Consider the following 24,205-nt stretch of genomic DNA (forward strand, 5'->3'; position numbering starts at 1 on the left):
TCCCGAAATATGTTTATCGAACAACCCACCAAATGGCTCCGATGGCTCTACCCGCTGGCTCTCTGGCGGATGGACAAAAACGTTCGTGCCGTTTATCTCACCTTCGACGATGGACCTATCCCTGAAGTGACGCCGTGGGTGCTCGACGTATTGGACCATTACGGCATCAAGGCCACCTTTTTCATGGTGGGCGACAATGTGAGGAAGCATCCCGAGATTTATGAGATGGTCAAGCAGCGCGGACATCGCATCGGAAACCATACTTTCAACCATATCGGCTCGCTGCGCCATGGCATCAACAGCTATATGCGCAACGTGGAGAAGGCCAACGCCTACCTCCGTACCGATCTCTTCCGACCGCCCCACGGCTGGATGAAACCCGCTCTCTATGTGGCCGCCCGCTTAAAGTATCGCGTGGTGATGTGGGACCTCGTGACGCGCGACTACAGTAAGCGCCTCAATGGCCGCGATGTGTTACGCAACGTGCAGCGTTATGCTCGCAACGGGAGTATCATCACTTTCCACGATTCGCTCAAATCCCACGACAAAATTCTCTATGCCCTCCCTCGCGCCATCGAATGGCTTCGCGATCAGGGCTATGAATTCAAAGTGTTCGATTAGGGCACGGCAAGCGGCAAAAGTTCTCGCATTCCTTGACATTGTTCTACACACAAAGAGATGGCAAAAAATCTCCATTCAGCGCCATCTGCGGCTTTCTGCATGAAATCTGCCCTTGTGGGTGATAGATGTAACATGCAAAAAGCCCCAGATGGCGCTGATTTTCTTGTTTTTCCACGGATTTTCTCTAAAACAAAGCAAAATTAAGCGGGAGATAGCAACAGTTTTCCTTATTGTGTCAGCCAACGCAATAAGGATGTCAGCTGGGGCAATAAGGGTGTCAGCCCATAGCCTTATTGTATCTGCCAACAACCTTATTACCCCAATTCGGGATAAGCAGTTCTTCTTTTTCCTCAAAAAAAGTTTCAATAAAAGCCTAAAAAGAGGATTGTTTTTTGTATATTTACTGTTGATTATCAATCATATAACAAAAGAACAATCCTCATGAAACTTGTCAGCAAAGTTACGGAAATCTATTGTATTGCAGATGATTTCTGCAAAGAATATCATTTAGAATTGAACAAAACCTCTCTTTCGCTCTCAAATCCCTCTGCCAATAGTCCAAAACATCGCAAGAGAAAAGGACGAATGAGTGATGCTGAAATGATCACAATTCTTATATTGTTTCACAGCAATACATTTCGGAATTTCAAACATTTCTATCTCTTCTATGTTTGCCGAGAACTAAAAAAAGAGTTTCCCAATCTACTCTCCTATACACGCTTCGTTGAACGTATGCCTCGTGTTGCAATCCCTCTCTTGCTTTTTCTCAAACTGGGATTAATGGGAGAATGCACAGGGATAACCTTTATCGATTCCACACGTATTCCCGTGTGCGACAATAAGAGACAATCCCGTAATCGCGTATTCAAAGGGTACGCCCAGAAGGGGAAAAGTACGATGGGATGGTACTATGGATTCAAACTTCATCTTTTGTGTAATGAACGAGGCGAACTACTCAATTTTGCACTAACCCGAGCCAATGTAGACGACCGTAACCCAAAAGTATTCAACGATTTGACGAAGGATTTATTTGGAAAATTATATGCCGATAAAGGGTATATTTCTCAATCTCTTTTTGCTTCACTCTTTGACAGAGGTGTACATATCGTAACAGGGATACGGACTAATATGAAGAACAGATTAATGGATGTGCATGATAAAATCATGCTTCGCAAGAGAAGTATCATAGAGACTATCAATGATATGTTGAAGAACGTTGCACAGATAGTTCACACACGCCATAGAAGTATCGCTAATTTCATCGTTAACCTTTTAGCTGGCATAGCTGCATATGCTTTCTACGACACCAAACCTTCCATCAACATGGAGTTTGAGAGGGATGCAAAGCAGAGTGTAAAACAGCTTACTTTATTCTAACCTATAATTTGCGTGAAACAATTATACTTCGGTTTTAGGTCAAGGCCGAAAGGATGCGTGTGCGGTTTAAGAAACTCATGAAAGAGCGTTTCTTAAACCGAATTGGGGTTTATTCTCCCACTCATCCAGCAGGCCTCATCCAAAAACTAATTTACTTCCTGATGAATTTAGAACCATTCGCAGAGCCTGAAAAACAAGAATTGAATTGACAGAAAAAGGCAGCTTAAGAAAAGCTCCGTTCCACTGAAAAAGTAGAACCTGTCAGACCTATCTGAGAGCCACTAAATATCGAAGAGAAATGAGCAAAATTTCAGTGTTTCAAGATTTTTAAGAATAAAAAGTTGCACGATAGACGGATAAAAGCATAAATTTGCCTTATTCCTTCCAAAGAGGGAATAACATCTAAAAACTATTGCTATGGATTACGTTAGAGAAGACTACAACGACCGCGACGAACGCTATCGCGAAGAGGCTGAAATGGACGACATGAAGCTCCAAACTGCCTACGAACGCCGGCGGCGCATGCAAGAGAAAGACGACTGGTATTCGATTCATGACGAAGAAAACCCCTGATGAGCCTTCTTTTCTGACAGAAGGCATACTGAAAGCATCACTTATCAAAGCCGAGGCACTGCGTCTCGGCTTTTCGGCGTGCGGACTGGCACCGGCAGAACCGGTGGATAAGGTTCATGCCGAAAGAAGGCTACAGTGGATCAGCGAGGGACGACATGCCGATATGCAGTATCTGGAGCGCAACATGGACAAACGGCTTGACCCGCGATTGCTGGTAGAGGGAGCACGAACAATAGTTTCCGTGGCGCTCAACTACTATCCGGCTGAAAAACTCAGCGGGTGGGCGCTCTCGCGCTACGTTTATGGGCAGGACTACCACGAAGTGATGAAAGCACGCCTCCGACAACTGGCTGAGCATATCCCGCCCAAAGAGGGGTATGAAACGCGCGTGTTTGTGGACACCGCTCCGCTTGATGAGCGCTACTGGGCCTGGCGGTGCGGACTGGGCTGGCAGGGACGCTCTGGACAGCTCATCCTGCCGAAAGGTGGGACATATTTTTTCCTGGGAGAAATCGTTCTGCCCTATGAAGCCGACATCTACGACACGCCGATAGAGAACCGCTGCGGCACGTGCCATGCGTGTGTCGACGCCTGCCCTGGCCAAGCGCTTCGGGGCGATGGCACGCTCGACGCCAACCGCTGCTTGAGCTATCTGACCATAGAAAATCGTGGCGACCTACCACCGGGGACGGGACAGAAAATGGGGACGTGCTTCTACGGTTGCGACCGCTGCGCCGAAGTTTGCCCGTGGAATCGATTCGCCAAACCCACCGAAGTGGAAGAGTTCCGCCCCAGTAAGCAACTGCTACAAATGACACGCGAGGATTGGGAACAACTCACCGTCGAACAGTACCGCGCCATTTTCAAAGGGTCGGCAGTGAAGCGCGCCAAGTTTGAAGGATTGAAAAGAAATATAAAAGCTTTAGCTAGAAAAAAATAAAATTTATTTTTCCCTGTGTTTCAGAACATTAGATACAACATACAGAAAAATGTGAGAAAAAGCATTCGTGGGAGTGTAACTTTTGTCGGGGTTCTCCGTCCATATAACAGAGAGTGATTATGCAAGACATTGACTTCAGATATGATTTGTTGCCTCTGAAGAATAAACTCTTCAGACTTGCCCTGCGCATCACACTCGATTCGGCAGAGGCCGAAGATGTTACGTCTGACACACTGATAAAAGTTTGGAACAAACGGGAAGAACTGAAAGGCGTTGAGAGCATCGAAGCTTACTGCATGACCGTTTGCCGCAACCTTGCCCTCGACCGCCACGAAAAGAAGGAAGCACAAAACCTTTCGCTCGAGGCCTACGAGATAGACGCCACCGACAATTCCTTTACGCCGGATGAGCAACTGGAACGCGACGAAAAACTACGCAAGGTGCACGAACTCTTCAACCAACTCCCCGAGCGACAGCGCACCATCATGCAGCTCCGCGACATTGAGGAAAAATCCTACCGCGAGATAGCAACCATCATGGGAGTGAGCGAAGAAGTGGTCAAAGTGACACTCTTCAGAGCACGCCAAGCCATCAGAAAGCAATACGATAAAATTGAGAACTATGGATTATAAGTATATAGAACAACTCCTGGAACGCTACTGGGTCGCCGAAACGACCGAGAAAGAGGAAAGTATCCTCCGCGCGTTCTTCAGCCAGCCCGATGTGCCCGCACATCTGCTGCAATACAAGGGTTTGTTCTCCTACGAACAATCCCAAGCCGAAATATCCTTGAGCGACGACTTCGACGAGAAGATTCTCAAAAAGATAGGCGCAGCAGAACCTCAAATAATCGTGGTTCGCGCAAAGCGACAGAGCTTTTTCCGCTCTCTGCGCCCGCTCTACGAAGCTGCCGCAGCCATCGCCATCGTTGCCATGGTGAGCTACAGCGCAAGCAGCTATCTCAACAAACAGAATAGCCAAAGCCCATGGGACTACAATCCCGCAAGCTATCAGGACTCCTACCAGTCGGCCCAACAATCCTATAAAGTGGTGCAGGACGGATTGGAAATGTTCCAGAAGACAGCCAGCGCTGACTCAACAAAACAAAACAACAACCTAAACAGCGCGCACGAAGAATGAAACGCCTTCTCAGCATACTACTGCTGGCGCTGATGTCCATGGCAGTTGCGGCACAGAATGAAACCGACTTTGCGCTTCACTTCATGAAGATGTACGCCCAGGGCACAAGCCTTACGTGCAAAACAGTGAGCCCAACCATGATGTCCGCCATGTTGCAGTCCGACGCTATCAACAAAGACAAGGACACGGAGAGCCTCCTACGACAAATCCGCAGCATCCGCACCATCTCTAACGACAAAAGTTCGGAAACGCAAGCTCTCCACGAAAAGGCCGAGACTCTCATCAAAACCAACAAAGGACGCTACCAGCTCTACGATACTTTCGATGGCAAGAACCTCTACACACGCAAACGCGGCGAGACCTTCGTGGAAGTGGTGCTCATAACAAAACAAGAGGGACATCTCTACATCATCGATCTGACAGGAAGAATGACGGAGGCCTTCATCAAAAAGATTACAAACACATAAAAGATATACATTGGTTAGCCCCGAACCGCGGGGCTTTGAAGAAACAAACATCGCTGCTCAATTATTAAAACAATCAATCACGACCCAGCCCCCACGGCGACAACGGTTGGACGAAATCCGATGGGATTACAAAAAAGGGAGACTCTAACGAGCCTCCTTTTTTCGTGTATTCAGACAGGTTATTACAGCATCTTCATTAAAAAAAACTTCACCTTGTTACTTGAAAAGATCCTCTAAATCAATATCCTCTAAAGAAAACTGACTAACAACTTTTGATTCTTTCATAACTTGCCTTTTTGTACGATATATTTGCAAAATAAACTGATTCTCTTGAAGAGAAAAAAAGAAAACAAGAAGAATCGTACAAAAAGGAAAATATATCAGTGTAAAATATAATTATATAATATAAAATCACCGTACTTTTGCCACAACAAAACACTTTAGAGAAATGGAAAAGAAAATAATAACCATCGCCCTAATAATGATGGCTATCATCAGCCAAGCACAGACATTAGAAGAATGTCAGCAAGCTGCAAAGAAAAACTATCCTTGTATCAAAAAGTATGATCTAATTGATCAGACAACAGAACTAACGGTTAAAAACATAAAAAAAGGATGGTTGCCACACTTTACTGCATCAGCACAAACCACCTACCAAAGTGAAGTTGCATCCTGGCCTCAAAGTATGCAAAGTATGTTTCAGCAAATGGGGCTTAAGATGAAAGGGTTGACCAAGGAACAATATAAAGTGGGAATAGAACTGCAACAAACCATTTATGATGGCGGCATAATTAGCAATCAAAGCCAGATAGCACAACAAGAAGGAAAAATTCAAGCAGCACAAAACGAATCGGACCTGTATCAAGTGCGAAAAAGGATCAATGAGATGTATTTTTCTCTCTTACTATTGGACGAACAAATTAAGCTAAATGAAAATCTTAATGCGCTGCTACTTTCGAGTGAAAACAAACTTGCAGCCTGGGTCAAAGTTGGAACAGCTTCCATCAGCGATTTTGATAATGTAAAGGCAGAACGCTTAAGCACAGAGCAACAAATGGCAAATTTGAAATCGCAACGCAAAATATTACAGCATGTATTAAGTACTTTTTGTGGCATAGAAGTAAGTCAAACTCAAAAGCCAAGTATCCTCCACTCTACAATATCTACGAACAACCGCCCAGAACTAAGAATTTTCGATAATCAGCTAAAACTTACAGATATACAAGAGAGGGCCTTAAATGCACAATTAAGACCCAAGTTTGGTCTTTTTGCCCAAGGCTATTATGGCTATCCAGGATTGAACATTTTTGAGGACATGATGAGTAATAAGTGGAGACTGAATGGTATTGTAGGGCTAAAGCTTTCGTGGAATATAGGAGCTCTCTATACTCGAAAAAACGACAAGGAGAAGTTGAAGAAACAACGAGCCATGATTGAAAACATACGTGACGTCTTTCTCTTCAACAATAATATAGAACAGATACAACAGACAGAAAATATTAGCAGACACCGCAGTTTGATGCAAAGTGATGATGAAATAATTGTACTGCGCACCAATGTTCGAAAGGCTGCTGAATCGAAGCTCACCCATGGGATCATTGATGTCAATAGTTTGCTGCGAGAAATATATAACGAGAATTCGGCAAAGACACAACGAGCAATACATGAGATTGAGATGCTCCAGGAAATGTATAATCTGAAATATACCAACAACGAATAAAAACAACCGACAAATATGAAAAAGATTTTTCTATTAGCCAGTATTACTTTTCTGCTGGCATCGTGTAGCGACCATAAAAAAGATTATGATGCAACAGGAACGTTTGAAGGTACGGAGGTGACGGTTGCAGCAAAGTCTTCGGGAGAACTTAAAAGTTTCAACCTATCAGAAGGACAAAACGTACAAGCAAACCAAGTTGTAGGAAAGATAGACGACTTTCAGCTACAACAGAAACAAGAAGAACTAACAGCAACAGAACAACAATTGGACGAAAACGCCTCAGCAACAAGTAGTCGCCAATTGAATATACAGGAACAGTTAGCATCACTGTCTGAGCAAATCTCTAATGAAGAAAAAGAACAAAAGAGATACGCCGAATTGGTAAAGGATGGTGCTGTTCCACGCAAGCAACTCGATGACATTAACAATCATATAAAAGTATTACAACGACAATATGATGCCACACGCAATCAAATTAATAGTAACAACACTTCACTTAAAAAGCAAGCTCTTGCTATCAATGCACAAAAGCAGGGTATAAAAGCACAGAAACGTCAGATAGAAGATCAAATCAACAACACTCAAATATCCTCCCCCATATCAGGTGTAGTTTTGGAGAAATATGTAGAAAAAGGCGAATTCATTTCCATGAGCAAGCCGCTCTTTAAGGTTGCAGATACAAAAACAATGTTCATCCGAGCCTATGTTACCTCTAAACAGCTAAAAAATATCAAACTGGGACAAAAGGCGACAGTTATGGCAGACTACGGAAATGGACAAAAGAAACAATACAATGGCATTATCACATGGATTTCAAGCCGCTCAGAATTCACACCCAAAACAATTCTCACCGATGATGAGAGAGCCGATTTGGTTTATGCTGTTAAAATACAATTCCAAAACGATGATTATGTAAAGATAGGAATGTATGGAGAAGTGAAGTTTTAAGCTTTTCTCAAAACAATGAAAGCAATCGAAGTAAATAATATATCTAAGCACTATGGTAAGGTGCAGGCACTACGCAATGTCAGTTTCTCTGTGAACAAAGGCGAGGTGTTTGGAGTTATAGGTCCTGATGGAGCTGGCAAGACATCCATGTACAGAATTCTTTGCTCGTTGCTTCTTCCCGAATCAGGTACGGCTGAAATTGACGGTTTTGACGTTGTGTGCCAAATGAACGAGATACGTAAGCGAGTGGGATACATGCCAGGCAAATTTTCACTTTATCAAGACTTGACGGTAGAAGAAAATCTTCACTTTTTTGCGACACTCTTTAATACGACAGTAGAAGAAAACTACGACTCTATCAAAACCATCTATTCACAGATTGAACAATTTAAGGATCGCAAGGCAGGAGCGCTCTCTGGCGGTATGAAACAAAAGTTGGCGCTCTGTTGTGCACTTGTACATCGTCCGAGTGTTCTATTTCTTGACGAACCTACGACAGGTGTTGATCCTGTCAGTCGTAAAGATTTCTGGGAAATACTTGCACAACTAAAAGAGCGCAACATAACAATCGTTGCATCCACACCTTATCTCGATGAAGTGAGAAATTGTGAGCGTGTAGCTTTTCTTTCAGAAGGCATTATAAAGGGAATTGGATCTCCTGAGGAAATTCTTACAGAGTTTAGAGATATCTTTAATCCTCCTGGTATCGAACATAGAGAAAGCTATAACATCAACAAGACGTCTGAAAATGTCATTGAAGTAGAACATCTCGTCAAAGCCTTTGGTACTTTCCATGCAGTAGACGATATTTCCTTTACCGTCAAGAAGGGAGAAATCTTTGGTTTCCTTGGTGCTAACGGAGCAGGTAAGACCACGGCAATGCATATGCTCACGGGGCTCAACCAACCAACAAGTGGAACAGGCAGAGTGGTAGGTTTTGACATACGAACCGAGTATGAACAGATAAAGAAACACATCGGGTACATGAGTCAGAAGTTCTCGCTCTATGAAGACCTTACTGTTGCAGAAAACATCTCTCTCTTTGCAGGCATCTACGGTATGACAGATAAGGAGATTCGACGCAAGACAGATAGGTTATTGCAGAAATTGGATTTTTCCGAGCATCGCAACACCTTGGTAGCCAGTTTACCTTTAGGATGGAAGCAGAAATTGGCTTTCTCTGTCAGCATTTTCCATGAACCAGGAGTTGTGTTTCTCGACGAACCAACGGGAGGAGTTGATCCAGCAACGCGCCGCCAGTTTTGGGAGCTTATCTACGACGCTGCTAAGCGAGGAATAACGGTCTTTGTCACTACTCACTATATGGACGAAGCTGAATACTGTGATCGTATTTCTATTATGGTAGATGGTAAAATCAAAGCCTTAGGTACACCCAACGAACTTAAGCAAAAACTCAACCAGCCCGATATGGACCACGTCTTCACTTATCTGGCACGCCAGGCAACGAGAAGTTCAGACTAACGATTATATTCAAAAAATAATGCCCAACATAGAATGAAGCAGTTTATTTCATTTGTCATCAAGGAAGCTAAACACATTGTTCGCGATAAGCGCACAATGCTGATACTATTTGGAATGCCTATTGTCATGATGCTTCTCTTTGGCTTTGCTATCACCAACGACATAAAGAACGTACGGATAATTATAGTCACGAGCAATGCTGACTATGCCACCCAACAAGCAACAGATCGCTTAGCTGCATCTGAGTTTTTTACGATTGCAAAAGTAGTTGCCACACCTTCCGAAGCAGAACAATCCATTCGAAACCAAGAGGCTGATATGACAATTGTCTTTTCTCAAGACTTTGCAAGCAAGAAGTCGGGTTTTCAACTCATTGTTGATGGTGCAGACCCTAACATGGCGCAGCAGTGGTCAAACTATGCCCATTCTATTCTTATGAATCCGAAAGAAAACATCATAAACACAAAGCTGCTATACAATCCGCAAATGAAATCCGCCTACAACTTCGTACCTGCAATTATGGGTATGCTCCTAATGCTGATTTGTGCCATGATGACTTCTATTTCCATTGTCCGCGAAAAAGAAAAAGGAACAATGGAAGTATTACTGGTTTCACCTACGCGCCCCCTGATGATTATCATTGCTAAAGTAGTACCCTATTTAGTGCTTGCTTTCGTCATCTTGATAGCAATACTTCTTATGGCCACTTTTGTATTAGGCGTACCGGTACAAGGTTCTCTATTTTGGATATTCCTTATTTCCACCATATATATTCTCTTAGCTCTTTCGTTGGGTTTACTTATTTCTACGGTTGCCCAAACTCAACTTGTGGCATTGTTGCTATCAGCGATGATATTACTAATGCCCATTGTCATGCTTTCAGGCATGATCTTTCCTATTGAATCAATGCCTCAAATTTTGCAGTACGCATCAGCCATCATCCCCACACGCTACTACATTAGTGCTATGCGAAAACTAATGGTAATGGGGGTTGGAGTGGAGCAAGTATATCATGAAATGATAATCCTTACAAGTATGCTTGTTGCATTACTTCTTCTCTCGCTCGCTAAGTTTAATAAAAGATTAGAATAGAATTCTATGATACTGAAATATCTCTTACGGAAGGAATTCACTCAAATTCGCCGAAACTCATTTATTCCAAGGCTTATCATCGTCTTTCCCATTATAATTATGTGTGTTACGCCATGGATAATGAACATGGAGGTGAAAAATATTGTGGTTGATGTAGTAGATAACGATCGCTCCACACTTTCTCAACAATTAGTACATGAAATAGAAGCAAACAAATACTTCATCTTCCATGGGCAACAACCCACATACGCGGCGGCACTCAACAATATAGAACATTCCGAGGCTGATATAATAATGGTAATCCCGCAGCACTACAATCGAGACATCACCTTAGGGCGTATGCCGCAAGTTCTCATTGCTACTAACGCCGTTAATGGCACAAAAGGTTCAATGGGAGCAGCTTATCTTTCCCAAATTGTATATACCAATGCTTCACCTTCTGCTGCTGCCATACAATCTAAAGTATCTACACTATACCTCTACAACAAACACTTAAACTTCAAGTTATTCATGATTCCGGCCCTCTTTGCCATCGTGATGATGCTAATAACAGGATATCTACCAACGCTCAACATTGTGAGCGAAAAAGAAGCGGGCACAATCGAACAGATAAACGTAACCCCTATAAGCAAGTGGACATTTATTCTTGCCAAACTCATTCCTTACTGGTTTATAGCTTTCTTCGTCATTACAGTCTGTCTATTCTTAGCTTGGATTATATATGGCATAACCCCAAAAGGTAATATTGCCCTTATCTATTTATTGGCAATGCTGCTAGCACTTTTCTTCTCATCCTTCGGACTGATCATTTCCAACTACTCCGACACCATGCAGCAGGCTATCTTCGTGATGTGGTTTTTCGTGGTCTTTCTCCTTTTACTTTCAGGTCTCTTCACGCCTACGCGTTCTATGCCTTCGTTAGCCTACCTCACGACATACATCAATCCTGTAAGCTACTTCATAGACGCAATGCGCACTGTCTTTATTCGTGGTGGTAATTTTAGCAATATTATTCACCAAGTATTTGCGCTTTTCTGCATAAGCATATTTATGGGAGGTTGGGCTGTAATAAGCTATAAGAAGAACAATTAATCTAAGTGCTCTTTTTACAATCATTGTATATATGAACGTAAATATCCTTATTGCATTTCTAAATACAATAAGGCTGTCGGCTCATATCCTTATTGTGTCAGCCGACGCGCTTATTGTAGGTGTACATAGAAATAAGAGAAGAAGAAAGAGGAAGTATATACGCTTCTCTCCTGTATTGTTTTTTTGTTGTCACGTCGTCACGTTGTCACATACAGCCATTATCTCTCTGAAAAACAGCCAACTACAAGCGTGACAACAAGGTGACAACAAAATCAGGGTCAAGAAGTGTTGTCACACAGTTAAGCATTTAGTTATCAGAACATTTCTAACATCTGTGACAACGTGACAACAAAATACAACTTTTTTTAATGGGTGTAGGAAGAAGAGCATACAGCAAAGTGAATTCGACGAATTCCAAACAGAACAAGCTATGTGTGTATTGATGGTTCTTTGTACATTGATGCACGGCTTCTTTGGCAACAGACAATAGGCAGCAATAGCACCTAATAAGTTGACTATGAAATTGTCAAAGCATCTCTGTCTGGAGTACTCCACTTGTGCAATATTCTTAAATTCATTATTCACCGTTTTCTATTTTACTCAAACCAAGCTCTTCTTCAGCACTAAGCGCGATTCGGGGCCCATATTGAACAAAAGATCTACGATGCTCAAATTGGGGAGAAAGCCCAAACGGGATTGGAAAACTTGATAGTATGGCACGATGCGGAAACGCGCGTCTTCCGAAAAGCTCACCTTCGGACGGATAAGATCGCGACAGTCTTCAATCTCGGGCGCGGGAGTTTTGACATACTCCGTGGTGGGACGTATATCAGGCGTCAGCATGAGTAGTTCACAAATCTTGGTTTGCAAGGCGTCGTTGAAATCAATCAGATATTCGTAGGGCTCTTCATAGAACTGGCGAAAATCGTCCTCATAATAAGGGAAATATGGACTTTGTTCGTAGGCCGACACCAGAGCTGTCCAATGCAGACGGCGCCAACGACCGTGGTCGCTAATACGTAGGGCGCGCATGGGCTGATTGTTCTCACCCGTGCGAACAATGGGGACGGTCAGTGCCAGCGGCCCGTTGCTCGATGCGATAACAGCTCGGTTGCGATAAGTTTGCTTGACATAATGATCGCAACGTTCGGCCAGTATCTGATCGGCAGCATAGAGGCGCGCGAAATACTGAATGGGAGGAAGATACGCGGAGGAGAGTAAGACTGTGTTCAAGGGAAAAACGAAGAATAAAAAGGAGCAATCATAGAGGGCGCAGGAAACGATTCCAGCGCGGTTGCCAATCGCGACTGCTATAAGTGATGCAGAGCGCGGGACCAAGGATAAAACTCTCGGGAAGAAGGCCTACACCTTCGAGCCAATAATAGTTCTGACTGAAATGTAGGCGCGTTGCGGGAACACCGCCTATATGCAAACGCTTACCTACCATCTGCACCGCTCGCGCCTTTTCGTAATGGCGAAGCACATAACACAGTAGCGAGGCACTCTGCAGTTGCACATCAACAGGTTCGCAATGACCTGGCACCATAAAGGAGCTCTCTATGCCTGCGCGCTTCTGAAAAAAAACTCTCTGCTGCTGATTGTCCACCCAGAGGGAGTCGCCAGGGCGGGCAATGATGCGCGCTAACTCTATCTTTGCTGTTGAGGGATGACGGAAAGCCACTATCGTTCCGCGCTTCATTCCTGCCGAAACGTATCGCCCTACCAGCAAGCGATCGCCCTCTTGCAAACGCAGCTCGGGCAGAGCTGTTTGCACCTCGTAGTGGGTGACGAAGCAGCAGCGCACGAGCAAGAGCAGGAAGATGGCTACAAGCAGAGGCAATATGTAGACTTTCAGTAGATGCAAACTTTGGAGAAATGAAAAAAGTGCAAAAGATGGAATATGCTAATAGGCTAAGACGCGAGCGTCTTATGGGACTGATTAGCACATTCCAGCTTTGGTAGATTTACTTTATGTTGCTAACATTTTTGAAAAAGCGATCCCAGCGAATTTTACCACTCAGCCAGCCGTAGTCTTGATTGAGCGACATCCAAACAAAGAGCGGTTTACCCACTACATGGTCTTCTGGAACAAAGCCCCAGAAACGGGAATCGGCAGAATTGTCGCGATTGTCGCCCATCATCCAGTAGTAGTCCATTTTGAAGGTGTAGCGATCCGTTTGACAGCCGTTAATATAGATTTTCCCATTGCGAACTTCCAACGTATTACCTTCGTAGACGCGGATGCAGCGTTCATAGAGCGGCAACGTTGAGAGCGACAGCAGTTTGGTGGCTCCGCGCTTCGGAATCCAAATAGGACCGTAGTTTGAAGTAGACCAATTTTTGGCCATATTCTGCGGGAAGAGCCAGTCCGTTGCACTGGGGAAAGGTTCGATATTCGCAACCAGCCCTTTCTGGCTCGTGAGGTATTTCTTCACGACCTGAGTGAGCGGCATGACATAGGTGTTCGTTTGCGGAACGTTTGAAGAGAGATCCTCAGCCGTTATGCCCAAATCTTTTATCTCATCGGCACTCGGCAGCGAGTTGAATGTCACGCTATAGTTATACTGTACGTTTTCAGGTTCAGGGTTCGGTTTACCATCAAGATAGATGCGATTGTTGATGATTTGGAGTGTCTGTCCCGGCAGTCCTACGCAGCGCTTCACATAGTTCTCGCGGCGGTCCGTTGGACGGCTCAACACTTCGCCAAACTCCTGCTCGTTGGCATCCATATAAGCCCGTCCGGCAGCATATATCTTACTATAAACAGCTTGCTGCTCTGCATAGGGCGTTGTCGGGGTCAGCGTGGCCGAGAAAGGCTGCTGAAGTCCCAGTTGTTGCGTAAGCATTTGGTCGCCCAACTGATATGCCAAGCGATAGAAGTCTTGCTGCTGCACATTGGCTACCACCGTGTCGCCAGCAGGATAGTTGAAAACGACGATATCATTCACTTGTACATGGCCCAGTCCCTTCACGCGGCGGTAATCCCAATGCGGATGTTCCAGATAGCTCTTACAGCCAAAGATGGGAAAGGTGTGCTGCATAAGGGGCATAGAGAGCGGCGTTTGCGGAATGCGCGGGCCGTAGCTCAACTTACTCACGAGGAGATAATCGCCCGTCAGAAGCGTCTTTTCCAAAGAGGAAGACGGAATGACAAAGTTCTGGAAGAAGAATTGATTTAAGAAATAAACGGCCACTAAGGCAAAGACGATGGCGTCGACCCATGCCATGGCGGACCGAGCTGTCTTGTTCTTGAGTTGCTTCCACCAACTCCAATTTATCTTACGAGTCACATAAGCATCGAAGAGGAAAGGGAGAACGATAAGTCCCCACCAACTGCCCACCCAATAAAGGAAAGCGAGGTAGAGAACGGTATAGATGCTAAACTTCACCCAGTTGGGCTTTTTCGGTGTGGCTTCCACCTGAGTCTGTGTTTTTTCTGTCGTCATCTTTCTTAAAATTTAAAAAGGTCGTCAGTAGTGAGCAAACCTGTATGAGTAGCAGTGAATTCGGCAGCTAAGACAGCACCGAGTGCAAAACCTTTGCGACTATGAGCATCGTGCGTAATGGTGATGCTATCTGCCTCGCTGTCGTAGGTGATACTGTGAATACCGGGCACTTCATCGCGGCGAATGGCATCGATGCGCAGCTTGTCGGTCGCTACATCTTTCGTGCCTTCCACTGTTCCATCGGCTTTATGAAACTCGCCCAATACCCAGTCGGTTTTGCGATCGAGGCGCGCCACAATATCTTCGGCCAACGTGATGGCAGTTCCGCTGGGCGCATCGAGTTTATGGACATGGTGCACTTCCTCCATACTCACCTCATAGCCAGGATAAGCGTTCATGATACGGGCTAAATACTGATTGACAGCACTAAAGATGGCTACACCCAGAGAGAAGTTGGACGCCCAAAAGAGCGTATTGCCCTCGGCAATCAGCGCCTCAACCTCGTGGAGATGGTCTTTGCGCCATCCCGTAGAACCACTCACCACTTTCACACCCTGCGCAAAAGCTTTCTTATAGTTGCCAAAAGCCGCGGTAGGATTGGTGAATTCGATGGCCACCTCGGCCGAACGGAAAGCGTCAGTATCAAAATCGTCGGGGTTATTGATGTCGATGATAGAAACTATTTCGTGACCACGACTGCGAGCTATCTCCTCAATCATGTGTCCCATCTTGCCGTAACCAATCAAAGCGAATTTCATATCTTCCTTATTTTATAATGCCACAAATATAATTATTTCTCAAATGATAGCGAAACATTACCCGACACAAGTAGCGAACAATGAATTGCTTCCGTTTTATTCTTCCACCACTGCTTTCATTTCTTCCGGCCGCTTACCGTCGTAGCGTCTTACCAAGGGGCGCACCTGCTCCATGAGGTCGAAGAGCTCGTCTTGTGTAGTGGCGCGAAGAATGGCTATGCGGGTGTCGCGGAAATTGGGGATTCCCTTGAAGATCGGACTAGCAGCCAGATGGCGACGAACATGGAGTATGCCGCGGTATTCATCGATACGGGCAATGCTCTGCCGCACCTGTTCTTTGAGCACATCAAGTTTCCAATCGGCCGATAAAGGTGCGTAGTCACTCTCTAAAGCGTGTTCCAGCAGATGTTCGCCAGAATGAACGGTATCTACCATCTCTTTGAAAATCCAAGGCTGGCCGAACGTGGCACGTCCCACCATGACGGCGTCAACGCCGTAGTCATCGAAAGCACGACGGGCTTCTTCACCCGTACAAATATCGCCGTTACCAATAATGGGAATGTGCATACGAGGATTCCGTTTCACTTCTCCAATCAGCGACCAATCGGCATCACCTTTATACATCTGTGCGCGGGTTCGTCCGTGAATGGTGAGGGCTTGAATACCGCTATCCTGCAACTGCTCTGCGAGGTCTACGATGATCTCATGTCCGCTGTCCCAGCCCAGGCGTGTCTTTGCCGTCACGGGTATCTTCACGGCGTCCACCACGCGGCGAGTGATTTCCAGCATCAGCGGAACGTTCTGCAACAGGCCCGCACCTGCGCCTTTCCCTGCTACGCGCTTCACGGGGCAACCGAAATTCATGTCGAGAACATCGGGATGGGCCACTTCCTCAACGATTTTGGCGGCTTCGGCCATTGCATCGGGATTTTTCCCATAGATCTGGATGGCCGTGGGGCGTTCGTCGTCGCTGATCTTTAGTTTCTCGAACGACCGCTTCACGCTGCGCACCAGCGCATCGGAGGCCACAAATTCCGAATAGACCATGGCCGCCCCCATGCGGTGGCAAAGCAAGCGAAAGCCTGCATCCGTCACATCCTCCATCGGAGCGAGCAAGAGGGGGCGCTCGCCTAAATCTATCTTTCCTATTTTCATTCTATAGCAGGGGGATTGTTCTGAGGCTCACTCTTCTTCCACCAATGACTGAAGAGGAGAAAACCTGAGATTAGCAGTACTGAACTAAAGGCTACCAAGGGATAAACGCCAACAATCTTAGTCAGGTCGTCGGCTTCCGATACTTGGAACAAGAGTACAGCCAAGGTATTGTTTAGCACATGAGCAGCGGCCGACAAACGTATGTCGCCCGTTCGAGCATAAAGCAGGCCCAAAGCATAACCCAAAAAGAAGGCGGGCACAGATTGTGCAAGATTCAGATGAATCACACTAAAGAGGGCAGCAGATATAATTATGGCCCATTTCATCGGCACTTTTGAAGCCACTAAATGGCGCTGGATACCCTCGCGGAAAACAAACTCTTCGGCAATAGGACCTATGAGCGTGAGCGACAGAAAGCAGATGGGATTATCTGCCATTCCTTGAAACATTTGCGTTGTCCCACCATCGCTCAAGTCAAGAGGAGAGAACACTCCGTTTACCCCAAAGACCACGAGGAAGAAGGCAACAATGCCCCAGCCCCAACCATGTAACGTTCCGGCGGGAGGAGAGGGGAGAAAATTGCGCCGCACCAAGCGGAAGACCCACATAAGAACCATCATGATAAGATTACCAAAAAATAAGGCGATGCCTACCCAACGAGCATCAGCCAATAAGGCTTTCTGATCTAAAGGCAGCCCTGCCATCAGATTGTTCCAATTTCCGGCAACCAAAGCTACAGCTCCAGCCAGCACCTGAACTATCAAATAAAGACCTATAATAATGGCAATCTTTGCCACATACGATTGTTTTTCTGTCATTTCAGTATTTCTTTAGCAGCTTCTGCGTCCTGTTGAAGCTGGAGTTTAAGTTCGTTGAGAGAATCAAATTTCTGTTCGTTGCGCAAACGGCTTTCAAAACTCACCGTTAGGTTTTTGTCATAGAGATCTCCATCGTAGTCGAAGATATTAACTTCCACCGTGATGTCTTCTTCATTGTTCAGCGTGGGGCGCGAACCGATGTTGAGCATTCCTTTATGTTTTTCTCCGTCCCAACAAACATAAACGGCATAAGCTCCGCGAGCGGGCAACTGCTTGTTGGGGTCGTCCACTTCTATATTGGCTGTGGGGAATCCCAGTTCACGCCCCAGGCGATACCCCTCCACCACTCGGCCAGAGAGGGAATAGGACCTACCGAGACATGCGCGGGCCATATCCACATTTCCGCCTTCAAGGAAGCGGCGCACAGCACTCGAACTGACGTGTAAGTCGCGCCCGTCAAATTCTTTTGCCCGCACCACGTCCATTCCAAGTTCTTTGCCGTAGAGCTTGTACTGCTGAAAACCATTCTGCACATCAGAGCCGAAACGATGGTCATAGCCAATGACGAGACACGTCACGCCCATTTTGTCGCGCAGATACAGTTCCATAAACTCACGACTGGTGCGCATGGCCATGAGCGGTGAGAAATCGAGCACCACGCAAATGTCGATACCCGCAGCCTCGATGAGTTCGATTTTTTCGTCTAAAGTGGTGAGCAACAGTGGGCGGTAGTCGGTTTGCACCACCGAGCGCGGGTGTTCGGCAAAGGTCACCACCATCGACAGGCAGCCTCTGCGCGTAGCTTCCTCCTTCACTTGGTCGAGCAGAAAGCGGTGGCCGCGGTGCATCCCGTCGAAAACGCCAATCGTTCCTACGGCAGGTTGCAACGTCCGCAAGATGTAATTCTGTTTGCTGTATTTGGTATATTCTCTTATAATGAGCATAATCGTTTGTATTACTTTTCGCTTCGGCTTCTCAATGCCGTTTTGGATGAAGTATGATAGGCCGACACATTGGGACTATTCACCTATAAAAATCCCGCTTTCATCGAAGAATTTCAACCATTCTCCGTCTTTCTTTGCTTCGATTGCTTGAAAGCCCAAGGCACAAGCAGCAGCACAATTGACGGGGGAATCATCAAGGAATAAGACTTCGCCGGGCGCAAAAGGCAGGCCGTCGCGCACTTTCTTAAAGATGAGCGGCGAGGGTTTCTCAACGCCGAGTTCGTAAGAAAGGAAGATTTCATCGAAGAAATCGTACACTTCATGACCGTCATATCGGAAATAACGCTCACGCCCCAACGCCCAATGCACGGGATTGGTATTGCTCAGCAAAGACAGGTGATAGTGGTGCTTTGCTTTGAGCAACAAGCGAAGACGATTCTCTGGAACATCCACCAGGAACTGCTCCCAAGCAGACAGAATCATTTCATCGGTCAGCTCGGGCTTTGCAAATGTTGAGCGAATGGCACTGCAAAATTCATGGGTATTGGCTTGTCCACTTTCAAAAGCGGACAAAACGCCCGACTGCTTATAAGTGCCTATAAATGGGCGCAGATCTATGCCCAATTCATCGAAGGCTCGGAAACAGCGCTCTTTATCGAGATCAACGAGTACTCCACCAAAATCGAACATCAGTGCGCGCACTTCTCGGGGGTTCACTTGCAGTTTTTCTCCCATGATAGTTGGTTTAGTTATTCTCTACGGGACAAATGCGATAGAGCTTATCGGAAGGACGGACTTTCTCGGGCACGGGCAGCGAAACATTTCTGCCTTTTCCGCCAACTTCAACGGGGTCGAGATCGTAACGGATTTCTTCCGCAGTGAAATAGAGTGCACCGGTGGTAGGTCCAGTGACGAGCAGTTTGTCGCCTTTGCGAATTTCGCCGGCTTCCAACTTAAACTCGGCCACGCCCAACTTGGAGAAATATTTCACGCCTTTACCAACATAGGCCTTCTTTTCTGTTGCCATCGAACCATAGCGGTCATTCCATTCGCCCAAACGTTGACCCAAATAGTAGCCATCCCAGAAACCACGATTGAACACTGTGCTCAGACGCGTGTTCCACTCATCTACTTTCTCCTTTGAGTAGGTGCCGTGGAGCACTGCATTGATGGCTTCGCGGTAGCACGATACCACTTGCAACACATACTCTGCCGGACGAGCACGCCCTTCAATCTTGAAGACGCGAACACCGGCTTCCATCATTTTATCGATGAAACCGATGGTATTCAAGTCCTTCGGACTCATGATATACTTATTGTCCACATCCAGTTCGACGCCGGTTTCACGATCCTTCACCGTATAGCCACGCCGACAAACTTGCATACACTCACCTCGGTTGGCCGAATGGTTGAGATTATCGAGCGAAAGATAGCACTTACCGCTAACGGCCATGCAAAGAGCACCGTGGCAGAACATCTCTATACGTATCTGTTTCCCACTGGGGCCGCAGATGTTCTGCTCCACAATCTGGCGATGAATATCAGCCACTTGCTCAAGATTCAGCTCACGCGCCAATACTACGACATCGGCAAATTGGGCGTAAAACTTGAGGGATTCGATATTAGTGATATTGAGCTGTGTGGAGAGATGCAGTTCCTGGCCAATCTGATGACAATAGGAAAGCACAGAAACATCGGAGGCTATAATCGCACTGATCTTTGCTTCTTTCGCTGCATCACAAATTTTGCGCATCAAGGTGAGGTCCTCACCATAGATAATTGTGTTCACCGTCAAGTACGACTTCACACCATGTTCTGCCGTGATTTGGGCAATTTCATGCAAGTCGTCGATGGTGAAATGATTGGCAGAATGAGCACGCATATTGAGCGACTCTATACCAAAATAAATAGAATTTGCACCTGCTTTTAAGGCTGCTGCCAAGGACTCTCGAGAGCCCACGGGGGCCATTATTTCGTATTCTTCGTTCATAATACTATTTTAGAGGACAAAAGTACGACAAGCGGCCCGTAACACAAAAAACATTCTGTGAAATAGTGTTGTAAGTAGGCAGAAGTAGGCCCTTTGTGGACTTTCTGAACCTACAAAATACGATGATTCAAAACCAAAACGAGCAAAAAGAGATACTTTCTGACAAGAGGAAGAAAAAAAATCACCTTCTGCTGAAACTTCATCTTTCCCGCTTGCACCTCATCATTACATATATAGAAAAATGGCGCACATCTGAAACAACCTTCACCATGCAAAGTTTTATCTTCCACATACCTTATTGCATATCAATACATTACAGAGAAGACAACAAATCCAAAGCTTTTCCCAATCAGTTTCCATGAGAGAGGAAAACAATACTTAAAAGGGCGTCGTAAATATCCTTATTGCGTTTGAAAATACAATAAGGCTGTCAGCTGACATCCTTATTGCGTCAGCTGACACAATAAGGATATTTTTCGCCAGGTGCTTTATAAGGAAATCGCATATAAAAAGACCATCCGCAATGCCTTCTCTGCGACATTGCGGATGGTAATAATTCTTTATTGAGTCAGCACATTCTGTTTTGTCCAACTCTTCTGATTTCTCACAGTTTCTTATTATGCAAAATCTTCGCCCAATTGGATGCGAGCTTCTTTGGCCAAACGCTTGACAAGGCCAGGATCGTTGTTCGGACAAATAAGTAGGACATTTCCCTTGTCAGCTACCAAATATCCGTCCAAACCACAAACGATGGCGGCTTTCTGCGAAGGTATCATCACGAGATTATTCTGACTGTCGGAGAGTTCCACGTGTCCTCCACCTATCACAGCATTACCATCAACGTCCTTATCAACAACATGATAGAGTTCGGGCCAACAACCAATATCCGCCCAGCCGAAACTGCACTGCATAACATAGACATTCTCACACTTATCCAAGATAACGAGGTCTATACTGCGGTGTAAGTTAGCAGGGTAGAGTTGCTGAACAAGATCCAGCTCACGTTCGGTTTTTATGCTGCCATTTTCCTGCAACAACTGCTCTTCCAGCACAGGCATCATCTCGTGTAGCAGTTTCCGGAATGTGCGAGCGTTCCACACGAAGAGACCTGTGTTCCAAAGAAACTCTCCACTCTGCACAAAAGTCTCAGCGTATTCCGCATCAGGTTTTTCCAAAAACGATTGAACTTTATAGAGCTTTTCCTCGATGGAATCGCCCATTTGGATATACCCGTAAGCCGTATTGGGCTGTGTAGCTTTCACGCCCAAAGCCAGAAATACGCTGTGGCTACTCGCGAAATCGAGTGCCGCCCGCATCTCTTTTTCAAAAAGGTCTTCGTTGAGAATCATCTGGTCGCAAGGCGTCACGAAAATAGTAGCATCGGGATCGCGCAGAATGATGTGATAAGCCGCCCAAGCTGTAGCGGGCGCAGTGGACAACTGCACCGGCTCGGCCAATATTCGCTCCACTGTCACCTCCGGCAACTGCTGCTCAACGAAAGGCACATATTCCTCGAAAGTGGATATATAAATATGGTCGGTAGGCACAATCCGTGCAATGCGATCATACGTCTGTTGCAACAGAGTACGCCCCGTACCAAAAAAGTCCAAAAACTGCTTCGGCATATTCTTACGACTGCTCGGCCAAAGGCGCTTGCCAAGCCCTCCAGCAAGAATCACGCAATAGTCTTTGTGTTTCCCCATTTTGTGTAAGTTTTATTGATACCGCTAAAATAGACCTATTTTCTATTCTTTGCAACTCCTTTGCCATTAAAAAAACAAAAAAACGCCTCCCTGCCAATACCTTCCCCGCAACATCCCTCACTTTTCCCTCAACCTCACAACGAGCCTCACCGCCACCTTTCGCCCTTTTTTCGCCCACTTTATCCCCTCCACCCTCACATTTTTCTAATTTTATTTTGCCATTACTATACATTCCCCTATCTTTGCACCCGAATCAAGCCCAGATGGCGGAATCGGTAGACGCGATGGTCTCAAACACCATTGGAGCAATCCGTGCCGGTTCGACCCCGGCTCTGGGTACTAAGTAAAAAGCTAAGTAATTGACTAATCAATACTTAGCTTTTTCTTATTTTAGAAATCTTCCCAGATTATTCCCAATCAGTCTTGACTCTGACTCCAGAAGCTATAGGGGATAATGGAAAAAGCTATTTTATAAAAGCTAATTAAGAGGCCTATAAGCTATTGAACTATCATCATTTCAAAACTATGAAAGATAATTAATATGGATGTTAAAAAGCATAAGTGGGGTTTCCTTAGAGAAACGAAAGGCATGGCTGAGAAAGCTGGAATAGACAACGTCACAGGTCTTCATAGAACAGGAATGGAAGACTATCTTAAAGTAATATTTCCAGAAATCCCTACCGAAGAATGGATTCATAACAAGACTATTAAAGGATACAATCGCAAAAGTAGACCAGATTATAGGTGTGAACGTCTAAAACTTATTATTGAGTTTGATGGTGTGCAACATTATCAGAAACCTGAACGCATAAAGGCAGATTTTGAAAATCAAAAGTTTTATGAAGAGATTGGATATAAAGTTGTGAGAATTCCTTATTTTATTCAATTAAGTAATAATGTTGTTAAATCTATATTTGGCAGAAATATTGAAGAACCTTTATTTGATGAGTCTATTCCATCAATGGGTATCAAAGGGAAAAACACCCCAGCCTATTGCTGTTATGAGGGGCTTAAAAGAATGGCAAGAGAATTTCGTCAGAGTCCAGAGCAATATGATGTAAATCTAAAAGCTTTAGAAAATGAAAACGATGAGATTCTAACAGGAGTATCAATACTTAAAGAAGAATATATCAAAGCAGGTTATGAAAAGACTACATGAAATTATAAGGTTCATCCCCGAATTGTATAGGTATTTATGAGTAAAGAAAAGTACCAAGGCAATTCGGAGAAGAACCACAAATATTGAGTTGATAGGCGGATGGATTCTCTTTTGGGGAATCGTTCTCTATGGGTTAAAAAAATACGAATACTGTGAGAAAAGGACAAACGGAGATTTGAAGAAAAACTTATAAAATCAAGCAACAGAACTGTGGGAGTTGGTGTATCTTTGCCAGTATAAAACAAAAGAAGGAAAAATGAAGTACGATAATTCTGGGGTACGGCGACAGGATAGGTTGCTGGATGAGGAGAGTGCGCTGGAGTTGCTCAAGGCTGCTGACTTCGGATTTTTGGCGATGCAGGCAGAAGATGGCGGCGGGTATGGCGTTCCACTCAACTATGTTTATGACGAAAGTAAAGAGGTGGTATTTCTACACTGTGCGCCAGAGGGGCGGAAGTTGAGATGTATAGAGCGGGAGCCGCGCGTGACATTTACGATTATCGGGAAAGACTGCCACGTAGTGCCTAATAAGTTTACAGAAGCTTACAAGAGCCTTGTATTAACATGTAGGGCGGAGATGGTAAAAAATGAAGAAGAGCGGCGGCGAGCGATGCGGCTTTTCGTGGATAAACTGAGCCCGAACTATCGTATTGTGGGCTACAAATACGTAGAAAAGAGCCTACACCGTACGGCTATCATCTGCCTGCACGTGGAACACTTCACAGGAAAAACGAAGCGCGTTACGGCGCAAACGCCTATTATCAGTAAGGGAGATTAAGG

The 24,205-nt window shown here is 45.3% G+C and carries 25 protein-coding genes, 1 tRNA gene and 1 pseudogene; 15 read left to right on the plus strand and 12 right to left on the minus strand.

All coding sequences use genetic code 11. The features are described 5' to 3' along the window. Window positions 1-9 precede the first annotated feature (9 nt). The 12 genes from FHS60_RS02490 to FHS60_RS02545 all read left to right on the plus strand — a co-directional run bounded on the left by FHS60_RS02490 (window position 10) and on the right by FHS60_RS02545 (window position 11,452). The gene (locus tag FHS60_RS02490; protein ID WP_009347653.1) at window positions 10-621 is read left to right on the plus strand and encodes a polysaccharide deacetylase family protein; all 612 of its coding nucleotides are present in this window, start codon (window positions 10-12) and stop codon (window positions 619-621) included. 441 nt (window positions 622-1,062) lie between these two features. After that, complete coding sequence (locus FHS60_RS02495) at window positions 1,063-1,998, plus strand: IS982 family transposase (RefSeq protein WP_183694537.1); 936 nt, start codon at window positions 1,063-1,065, stop codon at window positions 1,996-1,998. Between the two features lie 417 nt (window positions 1,999-2,415). Then, complete coding sequence (locus FHS60_RS02500; protein WP_009347652.1) at window positions 2,416-2,571, plus strand: hypothetical protein; 156 nt, start codon at window positions 2,416-2,418, stop codon at window positions 2,569-2,571. Further along, window positions 2,552-3,511 carry a tRNA epoxyqueuosine(34) reductase QueG gene (queG, locus tag FHS60_RS02505; RefSeq protein WP_183694539.1) on the plus strand — a complete coding sequence of 320 codons (960 nt, stop codon included), beginning with the start codon at window positions 2,552-2,554 and terminating at the stop codon, window positions 3,509-3,511. The genes FHS60_RS02500 and queG overlap by 20 nt, the downstream gene beginning before the upstream one ends. 119 nt (window positions 3,512-3,630) lie before the next feature. Beyond that, a complete protein-coding gene (locus FHS60_RS02510) occupies window positions 3,631-4,143 on the plus strand; it encodes an RNA polymerase sigma factor (RefSeq protein WP_183694542.1) in 513 nt (170 codons plus the stop codon). Then, window positions 4,133-4,651, plus strand: a complete 519-nt coding sequence (locus FHS60_RS02515) for a hypothetical protein (RefSeq protein ID WP_183694546.1) — start codon at window positions 4,133-4,135, stop codon at window positions 4,649-4,651. The genes FHS60_RS02510 and FHS60_RS02515 overlap by 11 nt, the downstream gene beginning before the upstream one ends. Continuing rightward, a complete protein-coding gene (locus FHS60_RS02520) occupies window positions 4,648-5,118 on the plus strand; it encodes a DUF4252 domain-containing protein (protein ID WP_183694549.1) in 471 nt (156 codons plus the stop codon). The genes FHS60_RS02515 and FHS60_RS02520 overlap by 4 nt, the downstream gene beginning before the upstream one ends. 448 nt (window positions 5,119-5,566) lie before the next feature. Further along, entirely contained in the window at window positions 5,567-6,838 is a 1,272-nt protein-coding gene (locus tag FHS60_RS02525; RefSeq protein ID WP_183694552.1) for a TolC family protein, read from the plus strand. Window positions 6,839-6,853: 15 nt separating this feature from the next. Then, a complete protein-coding gene (locus FHS60_RS02530) occupies window positions 6,854-7,786 on the plus strand; it encodes an HlyD family secretion protein (RefSeq protein WP_183694555.1) in 933 nt (310 codons plus the stop codon). Between the two features lie 15 nt (window positions 7,787-7,801). Continuing rightward, window positions 7,802-9,268, plus strand: a complete 1,467-nt coding sequence (locus FHS60_RS02535; protein ID WP_183694558.1) for an ATP-binding cassette domain-containing protein — start codon at window positions 7,802-7,804, stop codon at window positions 9,266-9,268. A gap of 33 nt (window positions 9,269-9,301) precedes the next feature. Continuing rightward, a complete protein-coding gene (locus FHS60_RS02540) occupies window positions 9,302-10,360 on the plus strand; it encodes an ABC transporter permease (protein WP_183694561.1) in 1,059 nt (352 codons plus the stop codon). A 6-nt stretch (window positions 10,361-10,366) separates the two neighbouring features. Next, window positions 10,367-11,452: an ABC transporter permease gene (locus FHS60_RS02545; RefSeq protein ID WP_183694564.1), complete on the plus strand. Its 1,086-nt coding sequence runs from the start codon at window positions 10,367-10,369 to the stop codon at window positions 11,450-11,452. A 426-nt stretch (window positions 11,453-11,878) separates the two neighbouring features. On the opposite strand, the pseudogene FHS60_RS10510 reads toward FHS60_RS02545, so the two are convergent. The 12 genes and pseudogenes from FHS60_RS10510 to FHS60_RS02600 form a co-directional block, all read right to left on the minus strand. Beyond that, a pseudogene (locus FHS60_RS10510) lies at window positions 11,879-12,043 on the minus strand (IS982 family transposase); the annotation flags it as partial. Window positions 12,044-12,052: 9 nt separating this feature from the next. Beyond that, complete coding sequence (locus FHS60_RS02550) at window positions 12,053-12,685, minus strand: WbqC family protein (RefSeq protein WP_183694567.1); 633 nt, start codon at window positions 12,683-12,685, stop codon at window positions 12,053-12,055. A 28-nt stretch (window positions 12,686-12,713) separates the two neighbouring features. After that, on the minus strand, window positions 12,714-13,316 hold the full coding sequence (locus tag FHS60_RS02555; protein WP_183694570.1) for a S26 family signal peptidase: 603 nt from the start codon (window positions 13,314-13,316) through the stop codon (window positions 12,714-12,716). Between the two features lie 100 nt (window positions 13,317-13,416). Further along, window positions 13,417-14,898 (minus strand): S26 family signal peptidase, encoded by a 1,482-nt coding sequence (locus tag FHS60_RS02560; RefSeq protein ID WP_183694573.1) that lies wholly within the window; start codon window positions 14,896-14,898, stop codon window positions 13,417-13,419. A 5-nt stretch (window positions 14,899-14,903) separates the two neighbouring features. Further along, window positions 14,904-15,656 (minus strand): 4-hydroxy-tetrahydrodipicolinate reductase, encoded by a 753-nt coding sequence (gene dapB, locus FHS60_RS02565; RefSeq protein WP_183694576.1) that lies wholly within the window; start codon window positions 15,654-15,656, stop codon window positions 14,904-14,906. Window positions 15,657-15,752: 96 nt separating this feature from the next. Then, window positions 15,753-16,811 carry a tRNA dihydrouridine synthase DusB gene (gene dusB, locus FHS60_RS02570; RefSeq protein ID WP_183694579.1) on the minus strand — a complete coding sequence of 353 codons (1,059 nt, stop codon included), beginning with the start codon at window positions 16,809-16,811 and terminating at the stop codon, window positions 15,753-15,755. Further along, a complete protein-coding gene (locus FHS60_RS02575) occupies window positions 16,808-17,629 on the minus strand; it encodes a CPBP family intramembrane glutamic endopeptidase (protein ID WP_183694582.1) in 822 nt (273 codons plus the stop codon). Before FHS60_RS02575 ends, dusB begins: the two co-directional genes overlap by 4 nt. Then, window positions 17,626-18,573: a riboflavin biosynthesis protein RibF gene (gene ribF / locus FHS60_RS02580; RefSeq protein ID WP_183694584.1), complete on the minus strand. Its 948-nt coding sequence runs from the start codon at window positions 18,571-18,573 to the stop codon at window positions 17,626-17,628. Before ribF ends, FHS60_RS02575 begins: the two co-directional genes overlap by 4 nt. A 75-nt stretch (window positions 18,574-18,648) precedes the next feature. Then, window positions 18,649-19,308: an HAD family hydrolase gene (locus FHS60_RS02585; protein ID WP_183694588.1), complete on the minus strand. Its 660-nt coding sequence runs from the start codon at window positions 19,306-19,308 to the stop codon at window positions 18,649-18,651. A gap of 10 nt (window positions 19,309-19,318) precedes the next feature. Beyond that, entirely contained in the window at window positions 19,319-20,563 is a 1,245-nt protein-coding gene (locus tag FHS60_RS02590) for a peptidase U32 family protein (protein WP_183694591.1), read from the minus strand. A 617-nt stretch (window positions 20,564-21,180) separates the two neighbouring features. Then, complete coding sequence (locus FHS60_RS02595; protein WP_183694595.1) at window positions 21,181-22,266, minus strand: mannose-1-phosphate guanylyltransferase; 1,086 nt, start codon at window positions 22,264-22,266, stop codon at window positions 21,181-21,183. After that, window positions 22,193-22,498 carry a hypothetical protein gene (locus FHS60_RS02600; protein WP_183694598.1) on the minus strand — a complete coding sequence of 102 codons (306 nt, stop codon included), beginning with the start codon at window positions 22,496-22,498 and terminating at the stop codon, window positions 22,193-22,195. The genes FHS60_RS02595 and FHS60_RS02600 overlap by 74 nt, the downstream gene beginning before the upstream one ends. Window positions 22,499-22,523: 25 nt before the next feature. Between FHS60_RS02600 and FHS60_RS02605 the strand changes: the two genes are divergently transcribed. The 3 genes from FHS60_RS02605 (at window position 22,524) to FHS60_RS02615 (ending at window position 24,203) form a co-directional block, all read left to right on the plus strand. Further along, window positions 22,524-22,605, plus strand: a tRNA-Leu gene (locus FHS60_RS02605). A 202-nt stretch (window positions 22,606-22,807) separates the two neighbouring features. Next, window positions 22,808-23,425, plus strand: coding sequence for a DUF559 domain-containing protein (locus FHS60_RS02610; RefSeq protein ID WP_244957406.1), 618 nt, complete (start codon window positions 22,808-22,810; stop codon window positions 23,423-23,425). A gap of 256 nt (window positions 23,426-23,681) precedes the next feature. Then, entirely contained in the window at window positions 23,682-24,203 is a 522-nt protein-coding gene (locus tag FHS60_RS02615; RefSeq protein WP_183694601.1) for a pyridoxamine 5'-phosphate oxidase family protein, read from the plus strand. Window positions 24,204-24,205: the final 2 nt, after the last annotated feature.

Source organism: Alloprevotella rava (genome assembly GCF_014195585.1).
In the GTDB taxonomy this organism is placed as follows: Bacteria; Bacteroidota; Bacteroidia; order Bacteroidales; family Bacteroidaceae; genus Alloprevotella; species Alloprevotella rava.